Source organism: Neisseria sp. HMSC067H09, assembly GCF_001814135.1.
Taxonomy (GTDB): Bacteria; Pseudomonadota; Gammaproteobacteria; order Burkholderiales; family Neisseriaceae; genus Neisseria.
In genome coordinates this window covers 38,299-55,891 of sequence record NZ_KV814909.1, presented here as the reverse complement: position 1 = coordinate 55,891, position 17,593 = coordinate 38,299, and the positions used below count along the sequence as shown (strand labels likewise).

The 17,593-nt window shown below is 51.3% G+C and carries 16 protein-coding genes and 1 pseudogene; 11 read left to right on the top strand and 6 right to left on the bottom strand.

Going from position 1 to position 17,593, the window contains the following annotated elements; genetic code table 11:
- Positions 1-147 precede the first annotated feature (147 nt).
- From HMPREF2954_RS06210 to HMPREF2954_RS06195, 4 genes are all read left to right on the top strand, one after another.
- Complete coding sequence (locus HMPREF2954_RS06210; protein WP_045074357.1) at positions 148-1,512, top strand: sodium-dependent transporter; 1,365 nt, start codon at positions 148-150, stop codon at positions 1,510-1,512.
- Between the two features lie 171 nt (positions 1,513-1,683).
- Positions 1,684-4,131: a DNA translocase FtsK gene (locus HMPREF2954_RS06205; protein ID WP_045074354.1), complete on the top strand. Its 2,448-nt coding sequence runs from the start codon at positions 1,684-1,686 to the stop codon at positions 4,129-4,131.
- A 162-nt stretch (positions 4,132-4,293) separates the two neighbouring features.
- The gene (locus HMPREF2954_RS06200) at positions 4,294-4,854 is read left to right on the top strand and encodes a YceI family protein (RefSeq protein WP_045074352.1); all 561 of its coding nucleotides are present in this window, start codon (positions 4,294-4,296) and stop codon (positions 4,852-4,854) included.
- 148 nt (positions 4,855-5,002) lie between these two features.
- On the top strand, positions 5,003-5,569 hold the full coding sequence (locus tag HMPREF2954_RS06195; RefSeq protein WP_045074350.1) for a peptidylprolyl isomerase: 567 nt from the start codon (positions 5,003-5,005) through the stop codon (positions 5,567-5,569).
- Positions 5,570-5,680: 111 nt separating this feature from the next.
- Here HMPREF2954_RS06195 and HMPREF2954_RS06190 read toward each other — a convergent pair whose 3' ends face one another.
- Together HMPREF2954_RS06190 and HMPREF2954_RS06185 are read right to left on the bottom strand one after the other, a co-directional pair.
- Positions 5,681-6,166: a DUF4189 domain-containing protein gene (locus tag HMPREF2954_RS06190; RefSeq protein ID WP_039407323.1), complete on the bottom strand. Its 486-nt coding sequence runs from the start codon at positions 6,164-6,166 to the stop codon at positions 5,681-5,683.
- Positions 6,167-6,291: 125 nt separating this feature from the next.
- On the bottom strand, positions 6,292-6,648 hold the full coding sequence (locus HMPREF2954_RS06185; protein WP_045074348.1) for a winged helix-turn-helix transcriptional regulator: 357 nt from the start codon (positions 6,646-6,648) through the stop codon (positions 6,292-6,294).
- 163 nt (positions 6,649-6,811) lie between these two features.
- On the opposite strand from HMPREF2954_RS06185, the gene HMPREF2954_RS06180 reads away from it, so the two are divergent.
- The 4 genes and pseudogenes from HMPREF2954_RS06180 to HMPREF2954_RS12975 form a co-directional block, all read left to right on the top strand.
- Positions 6,812-7,684: a pirin family protein gene (locus HMPREF2954_RS06180; protein ID WP_045074346.1), complete on the top strand. Its 873-nt coding sequence runs from the start codon at positions 6,812-6,814 to the stop codon at positions 7,682-7,684.
- Positions 7,685-8,133: 449 nt separating this feature from the next.
- Positions 8,134-8,385: a hypothetical protein gene (locus HMPREF2954_RS06175; RefSeq protein WP_045074344.1), complete on the top strand. Its 252-nt coding sequence runs from the start codon at positions 8,134-8,136 to the stop codon at positions 8,383-8,385.
- 39 nt (positions 8,386-8,424) lie between these two features.
- The gene (locus HMPREF2954_RS06170) at positions 8,425-8,754 is read left to right on the top strand and encodes an NGK_0946 family protein (RefSeq protein WP_045074342.1); all 330 of its coding nucleotides are present in this window, start codon (positions 8,425-8,427) and stop codon (positions 8,752-8,754) included.
- 91 nt (positions 8,755-8,845) lie between these two features.
- Positions 8,846-8,953: pseudogene (locus HMPREF2954_RS12975) on the top strand (IS5/IS1182 family transposase); the annotation flags it as partial.
- Positions 8,954-9,020: 67 nt separating this feature from the next.
- Here the strand turns inward: HMPREF2954_RS12975 and nrdD are convergent.
- The 4 genes from nrdD to dut all read right to left on the bottom strand — a co-directional run bounded on the left by nrdD (position 9,021) and on the right by dut (position 13,715).
- Positions 9,021-10,802, bottom strand: coding sequence for an anaerobic ribonucleoside-triphosphate reductase (gene nrdD / locus HMPREF2954_RS06165; RefSeq protein WP_045072736.1), 1,782 nt, complete (start codon positions 10,800-10,802; stop codon positions 9,021-9,023).
- Positions 10,803-10,836: 34 nt separating this feature from the next.
- Positions 10,837-11,373: an anaerobic ribonucleoside-triphosphate reductase activating protein gene (gene nrdG, locus HMPREF2954_RS06160; protein ID WP_045072735.1), complete on the bottom strand. Its 537-nt coding sequence runs from the start codon at positions 11,371-11,373 to the stop codon at positions 10,837-10,839.
- 331 nt (positions 11,374-11,704) lie between these two features.
- Positions 11,705-13,096: a nucleobase:cation symporter-2 family protein gene (locus HMPREF2954_RS06155; RefSeq protein ID WP_045072734.1), complete on the bottom strand. Its 1,392-nt coding sequence runs from the start codon at positions 13,094-13,096 to the stop codon at positions 11,705-11,707.
- Positions 13,097-13,262: 166 nt separating this feature from the next.
- Positions 13,263-13,715 carry a dUTP diphosphatase gene (dut, locus tag HMPREF2954_RS06150; protein ID WP_045072751.1) on the bottom strand — a complete coding sequence of 151 codons (453 nt, stop codon included), beginning with the start codon at positions 13,713-13,715 and terminating at the stop codon, positions 13,263-13,265.
- 122 nt (positions 13,716-13,837) lie between these two features.
- Here dut and pdxH point away from each other — a divergent pair, with 122 nt between their 5' ends.
- The 3 genes from pdxH to HMPREF2954_RS06135 all read left to right on the top strand — a co-directional run bounded on the left by pdxH (position 13,838) and on the right by HMPREF2954_RS06135 (position 17,555).
- Complete coding sequence (gene pdxH, locus HMPREF2954_RS06145) at positions 13,838-14,470, top strand: pyridoxamine 5'-phosphate oxidase (RefSeq protein WP_045072733.1); 633 nt, start codon at positions 13,838-13,840, stop codon at positions 14,468-14,470.
- Positions 14,471-14,659: 189 nt separating this feature from the next.
- Positions 14,660-15,709, top strand: coding sequence for a pseudouridine synthase (locus HMPREF2954_RS06140; RefSeq protein ID WP_003764594.1), 1,050 nt, complete (start codon positions 14,660-14,662; stop codon positions 15,707-15,709).
- Positions 15,710-15,962: 253 nt separating this feature from the next.
- Entirely contained in the window at positions 15,963-17,555 is a 1,593-nt protein-coding gene (locus HMPREF2954_RS06135) for a vWA domain-containing protein (protein WP_045072732.1), read from the top strand.
- The last annotated feature ends 38 nt before the right edge of the window (positions 17,556-17,593 follow it).

Below are 17,593 nucleotides of genomic sequence, written 5' to 3'. Positions count from 1 at the left end.
TCAGACGACCTTTGTCTTTATGGCTTTCCCCTAAAAAATGCAAAATTCCCAGATGTTTTCACTATAATGCTTTTTGATATTCAGTTAAGAACCGTTAATCCGTTCGCGTATAATTTCAAGTTTTCCCAACAAGGCAGATGGTGTTTTATGTCTTCCAACCAAACCCGTCAAACTTGGTCCAACCGTTTGACTTATATCCTTACCGTTGCCGGCGCGACTGTCGGTTTCGGCGCGACGTGGCGTTTCCCGTATTTGGTCGGTGAAAACGGCGGCGGCGCATATGTGTTTTTATTCTGTATCGCCATGTTTGTTATCGGTATTCCGATGATTTTGGTGGAAAACGTCATCGGACGGCGCAAAGGTGTGAACGCGCTGGATGCGTTCGGCGGCTCGATGAACGGCAAACCCGTCGCTAAAATTTGGAAACTGGTTGGCTGGATGGGCTTACTCGGCGCGTTCGGCATTATGGCTTATTACATGGTGCTCGGCGGTTGGGTGATCAGCTATATCGTTAATATTATTAGCGGAAATCTGAATATTTCCAGCCCTGTCAGCGGCGAAATAACGAAAAGCTTCTTTACCGAACACATCGAAAACAGCCCTTGGGAAATTGCCTTTTATACGCTGCTGTTTGTGGCGGTGAACCAATGGATTTTGGTCAAAGGTGTTATCGGCGGTATTGAAAAAGCGGCGAAATACCTGATGCCGCTGCTGTTTTTATTCCTGATTGCCATGGTCGTGCGCAACGTTACCCTGCCGGGCGCGATGGAAGGGATTACTTTCTATCTGAAGCCTGACTTCAGCAAGATTACCGCAGAACTTTTCGTCTTTGTCTTGGGACAAGTATTTTTCGCCTTGAGCTTGGGTTTCGGCGTGATGATTACTTTGTCCAGCTATCTGGATAAAAACGAAAATTTGGTGCAAACCGCAGTCATTACCGCAATTACCAATACCATCATCGCCGTACTTGCGGGCTTTATGATTTTCCCGTCGCTCTTCAGCTTCGGCGTCGCGCCCAATTCCGGCCCGACTTTGGTGTTCCAAAGCCTGCCGATTGTGTTCTCGAATATGTGGGCGGGAGCTGTGTTCGCCGTGATTTTCTTCTCACTGCTCCTGATTGCCGCGCTGACGACCTCGCTGACCATTTATGAAGTGTTGATTACGACCATTCAGGAAAAAACCAAAATCCGCCGTACCGCAGCGATTACGATTGTGTTGGCTGCTATCTTCATCTTCGGCAACATTCCGTCTATTCTGAGCTATGGCCCGTGGAAAGACGTTTCCGTGTTCGGCAAAAATATTTTCGATGCCTTTGACTACATCAGCGGCAACATCTTGTTTATGCTGACTGCACTCGGCTCCGCGCTGTTTGTCGGTTTCGTGATGAAGGACGAAGCGAAGGACGAATTGCTTTATAAAGGCAACCATACGACGGTCAATATTTGGTTTGCCTATGTGAAATACCTCGTGCCGCTGGTGATTTTGCTGATTTTTATCAGCAACCTGTTCTAAAGTCTAATTAGGACAACAAGGTCGTCTGAAAACCTTTTTCAGACGACCTTGTTTTATCAGAAACGGTAAATACGGTATAATTTGAACCCAACACACATTACACCCGACGGATTGATTCCCCGTCGGTTTTCCCTTTTCAGACGACCTGTGCCGAATACCAAAAATCCATCCATGACCGCAAAATCCTCTAAAACCGCATCAAAAACTAAAGCCAAAACAAACGCCAAACCGAGCACGCGCCGTCAAAGCCAAACGAAGGCGCAGACAGAGCCGAACAAGGTTTCCGAGCGTTTGAAGGCTGCCAAAGCGCTGCAAAAAAATGAAGAAAAAAAAGCGCGCCCCGAGCATGTCGTCAATCTGATTAACGACGCGCTGTGGCTCTTCGGGCTGATGGTGACGGTCTTCATCGCCATTTCCCTCGCCAGCTTCAAAATGACCGACCCCGCATGGTCGCGCAGCGTGCCGAAATCGGACGATATCGCCAATTTCGGCGGGCTGTTTGGCGCGTATGTTTCCGATGTCGGCTATTATCTTTTTGGTCTATCGTTTTGGTGGTGGATCGTCGCTTCGTGCGTTTTCCTCTATAAAAATTTCCGCCCGCTGCAAAAGCGAGAAGACTACAAATCCTACAACCACGGCGTTGCCGCGCTGGCTTTGTTCCTGCTTTTGGTGTGCAGCCCGATTCTCGAATACTTCACCCTTCAAAATACTTTGGACGAAACCCTGCCTGTCGGTGCGGGCGGTTTGGTCGGCGCTTTGGCTGGTTCGGGCTTGGCTTGGCTGTTGGGCAAATCCGGCAGCCTGCTGATTATGTGCGTCATGCTGCTGCTTTCCGTTTCCTTGCTGGCGCAAGTGTCTTGGCTGGAAGTCATGGCAAAAACTGGACGCAATACCGAAAGCCTGTTTTCAGGCATTTGGGGTCGTCTGAAAAAGGCGTTGGGCAGACGCAAGGACGACGGCTCGACCGCCGAAGCCTTGGAAACGGAAAACACCCGCCGCATGGTGAAAGAAGCCAAAAACATCACTGCCACGCCCGTCGCCCCGCTTGCAGGCAGCACCAGTAACCGCAAATCCGTCGCAGTCTCCGTCGCGCCGCCGCCCAAAATTCAGGCTTCTTTGTTTGAAGACAACGAGCCGCAACAGACAGGCGAATACCACAAACCCAGCATGAACTTGCTGCGCCTGCCCAACGGCGAACCCGTCAGCATCAATCCTGCCGAATTAGAGCGCACTGCCGAACTGATTGAGTCCAAACTGGCAGAATTCGGCATCGGCGTGCAAGTTGTGTCCGCCACTTCCGGCCCTGTGATTACGCGTTATGAAATCGAACCCGCGCAAGGCATAAAAGGCAGCCAAATCGTTGCCCTGTCTAAAGATTTGGCGCGTTCCATGTCGCTGCAATCCGTGCGCATCGTGGAAACCATCGCGGGCAAAAACACCATGGGCATCGAGTTGCCCAACGAAAAACGCCAAGACGTGATGTTGAGCGAAATCTTGTCTTCGCCCGTGTTTACTGAAGCCAAATCCAAGCTGACCGTCGCGTTGGGTAAAGACATCGCCGGTACGCCCGTCGTCGGCGATTTGGCAAAAATGCCGCACCTTTTGGTTGCCGGTATGACCGGTTCGGGCAAATCCGTCGGCGTGAACGGCATGATTATGTCCATGCTTTTCAAAGCCACGCCCGACGAAGTCCGCTTCATCATGATTGACCCGAAAATGCTCGAATTGAGCATTTACGACGGCATTCCGCACCTGCTCTGCCCGGTCGTTACCGATATGCGCGAAGCAGGACAGGCGTTGAACTGGTGTGTTGCCGAAATGGAAAAACGCTACCGTCTGCTTTCCCACGCCGGCGTGCGCAACTTGGAAGGCTTCAACCAAAAAGTCGAAGCCGCCAAAGCATCGGGCAAACCCATGCCCAACCCGTTCAGCTTGAATCCGGACGATCCCGAGCCGTTGGAAAAACTGCCGATGATTGTGGTCGTTATCGACGAGCTAGCAGACCTGATGATGACCGAACGCAAAGCCGTCGAGCAACAAATCGCCCGCCTCGCCCAAAAAGCGCGCGCCGCCGGTATCCATATGATTGTCGCGACCCAACGGCCGAGCGTCGATGTCGTCACCGGCTTGATTAAAGCGAATATCCCGACGCGCATGGCGTTTACCGTGCAAAGCAAAATCGACAGCCGTACCATCCTCGACCAAATGGGCGCGGACGAACTGCTGAAATACGGCGACTCCCTGTTCCTGCAACCGGGCAGCGCCGAGCCGACCCGCCTGCAAGGTGCATTCGTTTCAGACGACGAAGTGCATCAAGTCGTCAACTTCGTCAAATCGCAAGCCCCCGCCGACTATATCGAAGGTTTGCTCAGCGGTGAAGCTGCGCTGGAAACCACCAACATTGTTAATCCAAATGCAGGCAGCGATGAATTGTTCGACCAAGCCGTCGCCTACATTTTGGAAAGCAAAAAAACTTCCATCTCCTCCCTGCAACGCCAGTTGCGCATCGGCTACAACCGCGCCGCCAACCTGATGGAAGCGCTCGAAAACGCCGGTGTCGTTTCCCCCGCAGACATCAACGGCAGCCGCAGGATTTTGGCGCAAAAAGATCAGTTGTAATCTCAATAATTGCCAAAGGTCGTCTGAAAACCAAAATATTGGTTTTCAGACGACCTTTTTATCAAACATAAGTAAACCTACCGTTCACCGTTAAGAAATGATTCTCATCCTTTCCTATGTTAAGATAAACATCTTCATAACCTCATACAAAGGAAAAGAATCATGAAAAAAATCATCTTCGCCGCACTCACAGCAGCTATCGGTACTGCCTCCGCCGCCACTTACAAAGTGGACGAACACCACGCCAACGCCCGTTTCGCCATCGACCACTTCAACACCAGTACCAACGTCGGCGGTTTCTACGGTCTGACCGGCTCCGTCGATTTCGATCAAGCCAAACGTCAAGGCAAAATCGACATTACCATCCCCGTTGCCAACCTGCAAAGCGGTTCGCAACACTTCACCGACCACCTGAAATCCGCCGACATCTTTGACGCCGCCAAATACCCGAACATCCGCTTCGTTTCCACCAAATTCAACTTCAACGGCAAAAAACTGCTTTCCGTTGACGGCAACCTGACCATGCACGGCAAAACCGCCCCCGTCAAACTCAAAGCCGAAAAATTCAACTGTTACCAAAGCCCGATGGCGAAAACCGAAGTTTGCGGCGGCGACTTCAGCACCACCATCGACCGCACCAAATGGGGCGTGAACTATCTGGTTGATGCAGGCATGACCAAAACCGTCCGCATCGACATCCAACTCGAAGCTGCCAAACAATAAGCCGCGGCGCAACACAAAAGGTCGTCTGAAACGAAGCTTGCTGTATCCGTTTTCAGACGACCTTAAAATATTTCACAACGCCTTTTAGAGATTTCACATAAAATCCGCGATAATAACGTTTAATTTTCACACTACGAGAAACACTCCAATGAACAAAACCCTCAAACTCACTTTCGCCGCTCTCGCGCTTGCCGCAGCCTTCAACGCCCAAGCCGAGACACGCGCTGTCATCGAAACCAATATGGGCAATATCAGTCTGTCGCTCGACGAAACCAAAGCGCCCAAAACCGTCGCCAACTTCGTCAGCTACGCGCGCAAAGGCTTTTACGACAACACCGTCTTCCACCGCGTTATCGACGGCTTTATGATTCAAGGCGGCGGCTTTACCCCAGACCTTGCCCAAAAAACCACAGATAAAGCTGTTATCAACGAAGCGGACAACGGCTTAAAAAACACTGTCGGCACCATCGCCATGGCGCGCACCGGCGATCCTAATTCCGCCACCAGCCAGTTCTTCATCAACACTGCCGACAATACATTCCTCAACTTCAAAAACAAAACCCCGCAAGGCTACGGCTATACCGTCTTCGGCAAAGTAACCTCGGGCATGGATGTCGTACGCCAAATCAGCAAAACGCCGACTGAAACACGCGGCTTCCATCAAAACGTCCCAATCAAACCCATTATTATCAAACGTATAACCGTCACCCAATAAATACGCGAATCCAAATAAAAAGGCCGTCTGAAAAATCGAAATAACAGAATCCGATTTTCAGACGACCTTTTTTGTTTTAAACGGCTATACCATAAAAATCAACTCAATGACTTACAACGATTTCAAGCGGTTCCAAAACGCCCTGACCTGACCGCCATACAAATCAGCGGACGTACAATACGCAATTTCCAAACCACATTGACCTTGCGTCCCATATTTTTTAATACATTGGTTCAACGCAGTCTGATGGACGCTTTTAAAACGCGGAGAAGTAATGGCAACTACATTTTCCGCCGTCAGACCGCCTTGCGCTTTCGGATAAGCGAGCGCGATACAGGTATTGTGAAGCGGAATAACCGACTTACACCCCGTCGCCTGCCCCTGCTGCACGCCCGAAAGTGTATCTTGTGCGCGGCAGAAAGCCTCCAATTCGGCATTTGCTTCCAGTTGCGAAGCATTTTCTTTGGTTGTTTTGAGCTGTACGGCACTGCCGCCATCCGCAGGATTCTGCCACATGACCAAGTAGCCATAAGTATCCGCCGCCCCCGCAGTACCTGCACATACGGCAAGAAGCAATGCAATAACTGTTTTTTTCATATTCATCCCTGATTACTTTATTTACATCGGCTGTTGTCATTATAAAACAAAAGAACGGCATGATATATGCCCCTTTCAGACGACCTTGTCCTGCTCGGACGGACTAAAGGTCGTCTGAGAGCTGCTTACTCTTGCGGCTGCTTTCTGTGTTTCACGCATTCTGCGGCATATTGCTCGCCCCAGCGGTGCATCGCCTCGATGACGGGCATCAATGTCCGTCCGAACGCGGTCAGCGAATACTCCACCTTCGGCGGCACCTGCGGATGCACTTCGCGATGGACAATACCGTCGTGCTCCAACTCGCGCAATTGCAACGTCAACATCCGCTGGGTAACGCCCGCCAGCAGACGCTGCAATTCGTTGAATCGTCGGGTTTCCCCGTGTAAATAATATAAAATCAATACCTTCCACTTGCCGCCGATAATATCCAAAGTATTAACGACCGGACAGCAGGTGCTGTGTGTCAGTTCTGTTTCCGCCATTATTGACCTCCAAATGACAGTATAAAAATTGTGCGTACTTGTTAATAAGTTTGTACCCCATATAATACATGCAACAAAGTATGGCAACCACGACATTATTAATTTCATTACACAAAGGTCGTCTGAAAAGGTTTCAGACGACCCCACAAGAAGGAACCTCATCATGCGCAACGTCAAACAAATCTACCGTGCAAACAGCCAACACTGGGTCGGCGACGGCTTCCTCGTCCAACCCTTGTTCTCCCACATGGGGGAAGACCGCGGCACCAACCCTTTCCTGATGCTCGACTACGCCGCACCCTATGAATTCTCCCCCAACGAAGCCCGCAGCCCGCGCGGTGTCGGGCAACACCCGCACAAAGGCTTTGAAACCGTTACCATCGCCTACCACGGCGAAGTGGCACACCGCGACTCCAGCGGCGGAGGCGGCATCATTTACGAAGGCGACGTGCAATGGATGACCGCAGGTTCGGGCATCATCCATGAAGAATTCCACTCCGAAAACTTCAGCAAACAAGGCGGACTGTTTGAAATGGTCCAACTTTGGGTCAACCTGCCCGCCAAAGACAAAAACACGCAACCGCGCTATCAGCATCTCGCCAAAGCCGGTATCCCCGTGGTTGAGCTCCCTGACGAGGCAGGCTGCCTGCGGCTGATTGCAGGAGAATACAAAGGCGTAAAAGGCGCAGCCGACACCTTCACCGAAATGAACGTCTGGGACATCGTTTTGAATGCCAATAAAAAAGCCGTATTGGAAATACCCGAAGCCCACAACCTGTCTATGGTCGTCCTGCGGGGCAACGTTACCCTAAACGGCAAAGAGCAGGCAGGCGCAGGACAATTGGTCGGCTTTGAGAAAAGCGGCGGCAACGTACACATAGAAGCCGACAGCGAAGAAGTCAAAATCCTTTTGCTCTCCGGCGTCCCGATTGACGAACCCGTCGTCGGCTATGGCCCGTTTGTGATGAACACCGCCGAAGAAATCCGCCAAGCCATCAGCGATTTCAAAAGCGGCAAATTCGGCGGTATAGATTGAGCTATTTAAGAAAATTCTAGCGGTTTGGATTACATAAAATTACATATTTACTTCGTAACTCAACAGTGTTTTATTTGGTTGTCCTACCCCCTTAGGACAACCTTCTCTATCTACTCAATATGAATAGAATATACCTAAAAACAGCTATAAAAATAAAAAATATAAAGAATAAATCATATTAACAATGTTCAATTTACCTTATCTTAATTTATTAAAATCAGTTTAAATTTGTATGTACATTATAAATTTTAGTACCTAACTTAAATTTTACTAAGAAAACAATTAATTATATCTCTAGAGAAAATCGTGAGATTATCCTATTACAGGTTACACTATTTGATCTTTTCGTCACTCCATACTCACACAAAACAATTTGCTAAATTCATAAGAATGATATAATATAAAAAATTAACCCGATCTAACCCTCTTTAAGGACAAGTGGATTTGTTATGTTAAAAAAAACTATTTTGATGTCCCTCTTACTGTCTGCATTGACAGGCTGTTCCGCCACTTACGGCGATATGCGCTTCTCTCCTTCTCCTGAACAGGAAGCTGCTATGCAAGCTGATTCCCGCAGAGTACAAAGTGATGAGCGAGCAGAACGAGCAGAACGCCGTCGCGAACGTCGCGAAGAAATGATGGATGAAGCAGATGCGATTAACCGTGCTTATGGCGATCGAAAAATCTATATTCTTCACTAAAATATATAACCGCTTAATATTTTTTACTAGGTAAAAATCATGAAAAAAACAATTGCTGCCCTGCTTCTTTCATCCATGGTAGTAACAGGTTGCGCCACGCAAGGAAACTCTGTTGGTGATATGGCTATCGGTGACGATTCTGCTGCTATTAAAGCGGGGCGTAACCGTGCATCTGCCCAACTTTCCCGCGCAGAACTGGAACAACACCGTCGTCAACGTGCGAACGTGTCAGAAGAGCTGGCTTTAGAACGTGAAAAACGTGCCAACAAACGTGATCAGATCAATGGCGCAATGGGTACCGCAGCCAATGCAGTTGGCTTGGTTGGTGGTATCGCAGGTACTGCTGCTCTGATCAGAGCTTGGTTCTAATTTAGCAGGTATTCGTAAAAACGACCGGTACGGCGTATCGGTCGTTTTTCTTATTCTCGGCTTCAAACTCGTTCATCCCGAATAAAGTCATAGATATAGTGGATTAAATTTAAATCAGGACAAGGCGACGAAGCCGAAGACAGTACAGATAGTACGGAAAGGCGAGGCAACGCCGTACTGGTTTAAAGTTAATCCACTATAAAACCCAAAAGGTCGTCTGAAACTTGAAACCCAAGTTTCAGACAACCTTTATCTATTCAATACCATCAAGCCGCTTTACGATGGTAATGCCGTAGCGCATGTTCTTTGCGCCGTCCGCTCGAGAAGGCAGATACGCGTTTCAGGTAGCCGATGACGCGGGTGCCGTAGTCGATGTCGTGCGAACCGCAGGCGGAGCATGCGTGCAGGGTGCGTTTGTCGATGTGGCCGCATTCGTTGCAGATGGTGATGCGCACGTTCACGCAGAAGTAGTTGCAGCCGGTTTGTGCGGCAATGTCCAAGAGCGAGCGGTAGCCGGATTCGGGCAGGGCTTCGTCAAGGTTCAGGTGCAGCGCGGAGCCGCCGTCGAGCCAATCCACCAGTTCTTTGCCGTGCAGCAGGAATTTGTCGAGCGCGTTGATTTCTTCGTCTTCAACGACGTAGAAATAGGAGTTGTAGCATTCGCGGCTGACTTTGTAGCCGTCGGCTTTGTCCCATTTGGCGTTTTTCACGCCGAGGTTTTCGGCGGGAACGAACTCGGTGTTGAACTTCACGCCATAGTGTTTGCTGGCGGCTTGGTTGGCTTCGAATATGGTTTTCAGACGACCTTGGACGAAGTGGATGTAATCGTCGTTGTAGCCGACTTTGATGCCTTGCGATTCGGCGGCTTCCGCCATGCCGTTGATGCCGATGGTGAGGAACTGTTTGTCCAACGTGATAAAGCCTGCATCGTAAACGGGCAGCATTCCGGCGGCTTGGTATTCTTCCATCAGTTTGCGGTAGGCGTATTGGTATTTGTGGATTTTGGCCACTTCGGCGGCAAGGTCGCGCCCGTCTTGTTCCAGTCGGTTCATATTGATGGTGATGACGTTGATGGAACCGGTCGCCACACCGCCCGCGCCGAGTGTGTAGCTGAAGGTGCGGTCTTCGATGGCATTGCGCAGGCGGCAGCAGGAAGCCAACGAGTCGGGATTGTCGGAAAGATAGACGAAGAAGGAATTGCCTTCCGCTAACTCTTTTGCCATTTCGTCGGCGAACACGGTGTCTTTGCATTTGCCGCCATCGGTCAGCATTGCGGCGGTAACGACGGGGAAAGTCAAAACGGCTTTGGTGCGTTCCTGATTGAACCATTTGAGGAAGAAGTTTTGCAGCTTCGCCACGCTCGCCCACACCGGTTTGCTGAAATCGGGGAAGACGAAATCGCCGAACATCGCATCGAAATAATATTGATCGTACACGGAAATATTCCAAAATACGCTCTGATAGCCGCGCGCGGCAGCGGGCTGGTTGATGCTGTACACCACCTGCTGCATATGGTTGGCGATTTCTTTGCCGTGGGTTTCCAAATAATCGTCGCCGTAGTCTTTGCGGGCGAAGTAGTCGAAATAAGTCAGAAATTCCACCGTCGCCACCGCTCCGGCAAACTGCGCGCTGATGGCAAACACAAGGTTGATAAACGAACCGCAAAACGACGCCAAATGCTGCGGCGCCTTAGATTCGCCGCCGAGTTTGCTTAACCCGTCGAGCAGGAAGGGATACAGCGTAACCGACACACAATAAGGCTTGAGGCTGGTTTCGTCGTGCACATAAATCTCATGCGCCTCAATCTGGCGGATGTACTCGTCGGCAACGGATTGGTCGAAAATTTCGGCGATTTTGCGCGACACTTGGGCGCGGTTAATCTGCACGAAAAAGTCTTTCATAATTTCCGCTTCCATCGTGGCGATGTTTTTCTGGGTAACGTTGGCATTGGCGTCCATTTTCGAGCCGTCCGCCGCGTTTTGCGCACTGATGTAGTCGTGCATGAATTGCAGTTTGCCGTTTAACTGTTCGGGATGCAGCCGAATCATGTTAATTCCTCCTGTGTGGGTTAGATAAAAAGCCTCAGGCCGTCTGAAAAGCCGCTGCCTGCGGCTGAGTCGTAATCGGGATGATTTTGGGCGCGGGTTTGTCTTTGATAAACAAGCGGTTCAACACCTCGCCCGTGCGCAAATCGATAAATTTCTGATTGGTTGTCGGGCTGTCCAAGCCGCCCAGCTCCATCTGCCAACGGCCGGTTTTCAGATACGTCAGATAAGGCAGGATGCCGTCTGAAACCGCCTCCAGCTCCTCACGCTCCAAACCGGTGTACAAACAGGCTTTCAACCCCGCCTGCGTCACGATGCCCAACATTTTCTGCAAGGCTTCCGGCTGCCATTCCCCGCCCATAAACAACACGCAGCTAATCAGCCCGCGATAGCGTTTCAGACGACCTTTCAAATAATCCTCGGTCAATTCCGTGCCGATACCCTCTTTCCACGCATCAGCACTGTGGCAGCCTTTGCAGCGCAGCGGGCAGCCTGAAAACAGAAACGCCAGCGACACTTCGCCCGGCACTTCCTGCCATACGATTTGCTCGATTGTGAATTTCAACACCGCCATGACCTGCTACCCATAAATACAATATATGGTGCAAATTAAATCACAAGAACACAAGATATGGTATTTTTATTTAACAATACAACAAAGGGTTGCAATAGCTTTTTATAATTAGCCATATTAAATTTTCAAATTTAAAGCAGTATGAATAAAGAACTCGTATCCACAACCACGGTTTAAAATACAAAGTATAAGATGAGCAAACTCCGTTGTATCAAAAACACTCAATAGCCCTAACACCCCAAAATACAAAAAGGTCATCTGAAAATCAAATTTTCAGACGACCTTATATATTGCCACCCGAAAGGGACGGCTTTTTGTTTACGCTTGAAACTTAATGTTCCAGCCCCTCGGTATCGATTTTGACGACTTTGTCGGTTTTATCCTCCGGCAAAAGCAGGTTCAGGATAACTGCCGTAATGCCGCCGGCGGAAATGGAGTTTTGGAACAAGACAGGCAGGTTTTTAAACACTTCCGGCTCAAACGCCACGCCCAAGCCCAAACCGACCGACGTTGCCGCAATCACTGCCTCGCGCCTGCGTATGCCGTGGCTGACCAAAATCCGCACGCCCGCAATCGCAATCAGTCCGAACATCAAAACCATCGCCCCACCTAAAACCGGACTCGGAATCGTCGTAAACGCGCGCCCGACGACGGGGAACAAACCCAACAGCACCAAAATCGCCGCAATATATTTGCCCACATGGCGCGAAGCCACGCCGGTCATCTGAATCACGCCGTTGTTTTGCGCGAAGGTGGTCAGCGGCAGCGAACCCAAAGCCGTCGCAATCACCGATACCAAGCCGTCTGCCAACACGCCGCCGCGCAGGCGTTTGGTGTATTCCTCACCTTCAATCGGCTGGTCGGACACCATTGCCGTCGCAGTCAAATCGCCGACCGCCTCAAATACGCTCAACAGGAAAATCGCGCCCGCCACAATAAATGCGTGCCATTCAAAAGCAAAACCATATTTAAACGGTACGGGCAGCGTAACCAGCGGCAGGTTTTGCAGCGCGGAAAAGTCCACCTTGCCCAAAAACAGCGCGACGATGTAGCCGACAATCAGCCCGACTGCGATGCCGCTCATACGCAACAGCGGATTTTTCATGCAGTTGAATATCAACACGATCAACAACACCAGCGACGCCAGCCCCAAGTTTTCCATCGAACCGAACGTGCCGTTCGCCTTCGCACCGAAGCCGCCGCCAAAATCAGTAATGCCGACGTGTACCAAACTCAGACCAATCAGCATCACGACCACACCGCTGACTGTTGGCGTAATCACTTTTTTCAAATACGGCAGAAGCCACGCCGAGAAACACACCAAAAACGCGCCGACAAACGATACGCCCAACAGTGTCGAAATCATCGCATCCTTAGTCAAACCGCCCTCTTTCATCCCTGCTCCGAGCGCAATCATGACGGTAACGAACGAGAAATTCACCGACTGGATAGACAGCATCCCCGAACCGACCGGCCCGAAACGGTTGACCTGCAAATAAGTGCCGACACCCGACGCAACCATCGCCATCGACACGAGATACGCCGTCATCTCCACCGGCAATTCCAGCGCGCCGCCCACAATCAGCGCGGGCGTAATCATCGGCACAAAAATCGCCAGAAGATGCGTTATCGCGCTTAATAAGGCATTTCCGAATGGCGGTTTGTCTTCCAAACCGTACACCAAATCAGGCGAGTCCACCTGTTTTTTCATTGTTTCAGCCATTACAGTCTTTCTATACGTTTTCAAACGTTAAAAAATTTTAAGAAACGAAATTGTAACCAATACTGCATGTTCTATCAATTTCAGCCTGCAATACAAATACGGCAAAAGGTCGTCTGAAAACCGGCATTGCAAGTTTTCAGACGACCTTTGTATGTGAACAGACGGTTTAGGCTTTGCCCGTGCTGCCGAAGCCGCCTTCGCCGCGTTCGCTGGCGGCAAATTCGTCCACGACTTTAAACGAGGCTTGGAGGACGGGAACGATGACCATTTGCGCGATGCGTTCCATCGGCTCGATGGTGAACGCTTCTTTGCCCCTGTTCCACACGGAGACTTTGAGTTCGCCCTGATAGTCCGAGTCGATCAGTCCGACCAAGTTGCCCAAGACGATGCCGTGTTTGTGTCCCAGACCGGAACGCGGCAGCAAAACGGCGGCGTAGTCGGGATTGGCAAGGTGAACCGCTAGGCCGGTCGGAACAAGGTAGGTATCGCCCGGTTGCAGGGTAACGGCTTCGTCCAAACAGGCGCGCAAGTCCAGTCCGGCAGAACCCGACGTGGCGTAGGAGGGCAGTTTGTCCGCCATTTTCGGATTGAGGATTTTCAGTTCGACTTCGGTTTGCATGGTTTTTTCCGTTTCATTTGATTTGACGCGGATTATACACATTTTCCCCCTCCCTATCGTTGGAGTCGTCTGAAAAAACGGGGTATGATGCATTCAAACAAACGTGAATATCGGAGGACATCATGGATTTGCACAATATCCGCGAAGATTACAGCAAGCGCGAACTGTCGGAATCGGAATGCCGTGCCGACCCGATTGTCCAGTTCGAGCAATGGCTGAACGAGGCGATTCATTCGCAAGTCAACGAGCCGACCGCCGTCAACGTGGCTTCCGTGGGCGAAGACGGCAGGCCGAACAGCCGCATGGTGCTGCTGAAAGAGGTCAATCCGCAGGGATTTGTGTTTTTCAGCAATTACTTAAGCCGCAAAGGCCGCTCGTTTGACGCGCATCCGTTTGCCGCCATGACGTTTTTCTGGCCGGAGCTGGAGCGGCAGGTGCGCGTTGAAGGGCGCATCGAAAAACTGGATGCCGCCGCTTCGGACGAATATTTCGACAGCCGCCCCTACACCAGCCGCATCGGCGCATGGGCAAGCGCGCAAAGCGAAGTGTTGTCGAGCAAGGCGCTGTTGGTTGCCAAAGCGGCGGCAGTGGGCGCGAAACACCCGCTGCACGTCCCGCGTCCGCCGCATTGGGGCGGCTATCTTGTCATCCCCGACCGCATCGAATTCTGGCAGGGCCGCCCCAGCCGCCTGCACGACCGCATCCAATACCGCTTGGTTGACGGCAATTGGATACGCGAGCGGCTGTCGCCTTAAACTTCCCACAGCTTCAAGCCGATAGGGTAGAATCCCGACTCCAGCAAAAGGTCGTCTGAAATATAAAAACGTTTTAGCAAAACTCGTTTCATTCGTTTTCAGGCGGCCTTTTATCCGTAACTTATTCCTGCCGCCACCGCCGCAGAAGAACCGTTTCGAAATCATCAGGAAACGCGTTAGGAGAACTCCATGTCCAAGCAACCCACCAGCAAACGCCAATGGCGCGACGGAGCAGCCCCGTCTGCCAAGAAAACCGCCAAACCTTTCAAAAGCAAAGCCCGTCCCAAAGACGAAACGCGGAAAACCGCTTCCAAACCTTACGGACAAAAAGTTTCAGACGACCTCAAGCCGCAAAACGCCCCCAAACAGCGTGCCGCCAAAGCCAGAAAACTCGTCGTCCGCAATCCCAACCAAAAAATCATGGAACGCGCGCGCGATTTGAAAGAGCGCCGCAGCGACCTGTCGCGCATGGAACCCGAACGCCTGCAAAAAGTGCTTGCCGCGTCCGGCGTCGGTTCGCGCCGCGAAATGGAAGAGTGGATCAATAACGGCTGGGTAACGGTCAACGGCAAAACCGCGCAACTGGGTGACAAAGTCACCCCTGACGACCACGTTACCGTCAAAGGCAGCATCATCAAGCTCAAATGGGCGGACCGCCTGCCGCGCATCATCCTGTATTACAAACAAGAAGGCGAAATCGTCTCCCGCGACGACCCGCAAGGCCGCGTCAGCATATTCGACCGCCTGCCGCAAGCCGCCAGCAGCCGCTGGGTTGCCATCGGACGCTTGGACATCAACACCAGCGGCCTGCTCATCCTGACCACCTCCGGCGAACTCGTCCAACGTTTCGCCCACCCCAGCTTCGAAGTCGAACGCGAATACGCCGTGCGCGTACTGGGCGGGCTGACCACCGAACAAATGCGCAGCCTCACCGAAGAAGGCGTGATGCTCGAAGACGGCTTGGCAAAAGTCGAACGCATCTACGAACAAGGCGGCGAAGGTGCAAACAAATGGTACAACGTCGTGATTAAAGAAGGCCGCAACCGCGAAGTGCGCCGCATATTCGAAAGCCAAGGCCTCACCGTCAGCCGCCTCGTGCGCGTCGGCTTCGGCCCCATCGGCCTGCCCAACCGCCTCAAACGCGGACAGTTCTACGAACTCAACCCCGCCGAAGTCGCCAACATCATCAAATGGGCGGATATGCTGCTGCCGGGCGAACGCCGCCGGAAGAAAAGTTAATGTAAGATAAATCGGGGTTGAGGCCTTTACAAAATCGTCTCAGCCCGACAAAATCTTGCCCAAGTCATAAACATAGTGGGTTAAGTTTAGACCAGTACCGCATTGCTCCGCCTTGTCCTGATTTAAACTTAACCCACTATTCACACATTAAAATCCAAATAAAAAGTGACCCTGCGCTATCGTTGAATCTGCCAATACACTGCTATCAATACTTTTAACAATCAGCATGTGATATTTCCCTGGAGCTTGAATCATGCCCCGTTTTTTTCTAAAAACCGTTTCCATACTCACGTTAGCAGCTTTGGCCGCGTGTTCCGGCCCACTCGAACGCTCAAGTTCTTCACCTGAAAGTCTTCAGAGTCCACCCAACGCAGCACTGTCTACTGCCGCCGTTGCTGAAGAAAATCTGCCTCTTGCAGAAAACACCGAACGCTACCAAGACCAACCCGACCAACCGGTCAAATCCGTTGCTCAAGAGCCTGTTTCCACATTCAGCATAGACGTCGATACCGGAAGCTACGCCAACGTCCGCCGATTTCTGACCAATGGCGAACAGCCGCCCAAAGACGCTGTACGGATTGAAGAAATCGTCAATTATTTCCCCTACAACTATCCACTGCCTACTGACGACCGTCCATTTGCCGTTCACACTGAAACCATTGATTCTCCATGGCAACCGGAAGCCAAACTCATCAAAATCGGTATCCAAGCACAAGACACCGCGAAAAAAGACCTGCCGCCTGCCAACCTCGTTTTCCTTGTGGATGTATCCGGCAGTATGGGGGAGGAAAACAAACTGCCGCTGGTTCAAAAAACCCTTCGCATCCTGACCCGACAACTGCGCCCGCAAGACAAAGTGACCCTGATTACCTATGCGTCAGGCGAGGATCTAGTGCTTCCGCCCACCTCAGGTGCAGATAAAGAAACAATCCTGAACGCCATCGACAAACTGCGTGCAGGCGGCGCGACAGACGGCGAATCTGCACTGCAAATGGCTTATGAGCAAGCGCAAAAAGCCTTCGTACCCAACGGCATCAACCGCATCCTACTGGCGACCGATGGCGACTTTAACGTCGGCGTATCCGACACCGAAACCCTCAAATCCATGGTTGCCGAAAAACGCAAAAGCGGCGTTTCACTCAGCACCCTGGGCTTCGGCATGGGCAACTACAACGAAGACATGATGGAACAAATCGCCGATGCGGGTGACGGCAATTACAGCTACATCGACAACGAAAAAGAAGCGAAAAAAGTCCTGCAACAGCAGCTGACCTCCACACTCGCCACCGTAGCGCAGGATGTCAAAATCCAAGTCGAATTCAACCCCGCCACCGTCAAAGAATACCGCTTGGTCGGCTATACCAACCGCACCCTGCGCAATGAAGATTTCAACAACGACAATGTAGATGCGGGCGACATCGGTGCAGGCCACAGCGTGACCGCCCTCTATGAAATCATCCCGCAGGGCAAACAAGGCTGGCTTGAAGAATCACGCTATCAAAAAGCCCCAGCCGCTAAAGGCAGCAAAAACGAATACGCCTTTGTCAAAGTGCGCTACAAACTGCCCGGACAAAAAGACAGCCAACTGATGCAACAAGCCGTCCCCGTCGGCAGCAAACCGCTTGACCAAGCCGACAAAGACACCCTGCTCGCCCTTGCCGCCGCCTCCTACGCCCAAGCCTTGCGCGGCGGCGAATACAACGGCAAACTAAGCTGGGGCGACATCGAAAACATGGCACAAAAAGTCCAAGGCGATGATCCGTTCGGCCTGAAGTCCGAATTTCTCCAACTGGTGCGCACCGCCGCCGGACACGGAGGAACATCAGGTCCTTTAGTTAAAGAGTAAAATCTCAAAAGGTCGTCTGAAAACTTTTCAGACGACCT

What these genes read in the sequence shown, in the direction of transcription:
- HMPREF2954_RS06210 (WP_045074357.1), top strand. Translation starts at nt 148, where the DNA reads ATGTCTTCCAACCAAACCCGTCAAACTTGGTCCAACCGTTTGACTTAT.
- HMPREF2954_RS06205 (WP_045074354.1), top strand. Translation starts at nt 1,684, where the DNA reads ATGACCGCAAAATCCTCTAAAACCGCATCAAAAACTAAAGCCAAAACA.
- HMPREF2954_RS06200 (WP_045074352.1), top strand. Translation starts at nt 4,294, where the DNA reads ATGAAAAAAATCATCTTCGCCGCACTCACAGCAGCTATCGGTACTGCC.
- HMPREF2954_RS06195 (WP_045074350.1), top strand. Translation starts at nt 5,003, where the DNA reads ATGAACAAAACCCTCAAACTCACTTTCGCCGCTCTCGCGCTTGCCGCA.
- HMPREF2954_RS06190 (WP_039407323.1), bottom strand. Translation starts at nt 6,166, where the DNA reads ATGAAAAAAACAGTTATTGCATTGCTTCTTGCCGTATGTGCAGGTACT.
- HMPREF2954_RS06185 (WP_045074348.1), bottom strand. Translation starts at nt 6,648, where the DNA reads ATGGCGGAAACAGAACTGACACACAGCACCTGCTGTCCGGTCGTTAAT.
- HMPREF2954_RS06180 (WP_045074346.1), top strand. Translation starts at nt 6,812, where the DNA reads ATGCGCAACGTCAAACAAATCTACCGTGCAAACAGCCAACACTGGGTC.
- HMPREF2954_RS06175 (WP_045074344.1), top strand. Translation starts at nt 8,134, where the DNA reads ATGTTAAAAAAAACTATTTTGATGTCCCTCTTACTGTCTGCATTGACA.
- HMPREF2954_RS06170 (WP_045074342.1), top strand. Translation starts at nt 8,425, where the DNA reads ATGAAAAAAACAATTGCTGCCCTGCTTCTTTCATCCATGGTAGTAACA.
- nrdD (WP_045072736.1), bottom strand. Translation starts at nt 10,802, where the DNA reads ATGATTCGGCTGCATCCCGAACAGTTAAACGGCAAACTGCAATTCATG.
- nrdG (WP_045072735.1), bottom strand. Translation starts at nt 11,373, where the DNA reads ATGGCGGTGTTGAAATTCACAATCGAGCAAATCGTATGGCAGGAAGTG.
- HMPREF2954_RS06155 (WP_045072734.1), bottom strand. Translation starts at nt 13,096, where the DNA reads ATGGCTGAAACAATGAAAAAACAGGTGGACTCGCCTGATTTGGTGTAC.
- dut (WP_045072751.1), bottom strand. Translation starts at nt 13,715, where the DNA reads ATGCAAACCGAAGTCGAACTGAAAATCCTCAATCCGAAAATGGCGGAC.
- pdxH (WP_045072733.1), top strand. Translation starts at nt 13,838, where the DNA reads ATGGATTTGCACAATATCCGCGAAGATTACAGCAAGCGCGAACTGTCG.
- HMPREF2954_RS06140 (WP_003764594.1), top strand. Translation starts at nt 14,660, where the DNA reads ATGTCCAAGCAACCCACCAGCAAACGCCAATGGCGCGACGGAGCAGCC.
- HMPREF2954_RS06135 (WP_045072732.1), top strand. Translation starts at nt 15,963, where the DNA reads ATGCCCCGTTTTTTTCTAAAAACCGTTTCCATACTCACGTTAGCAGCT.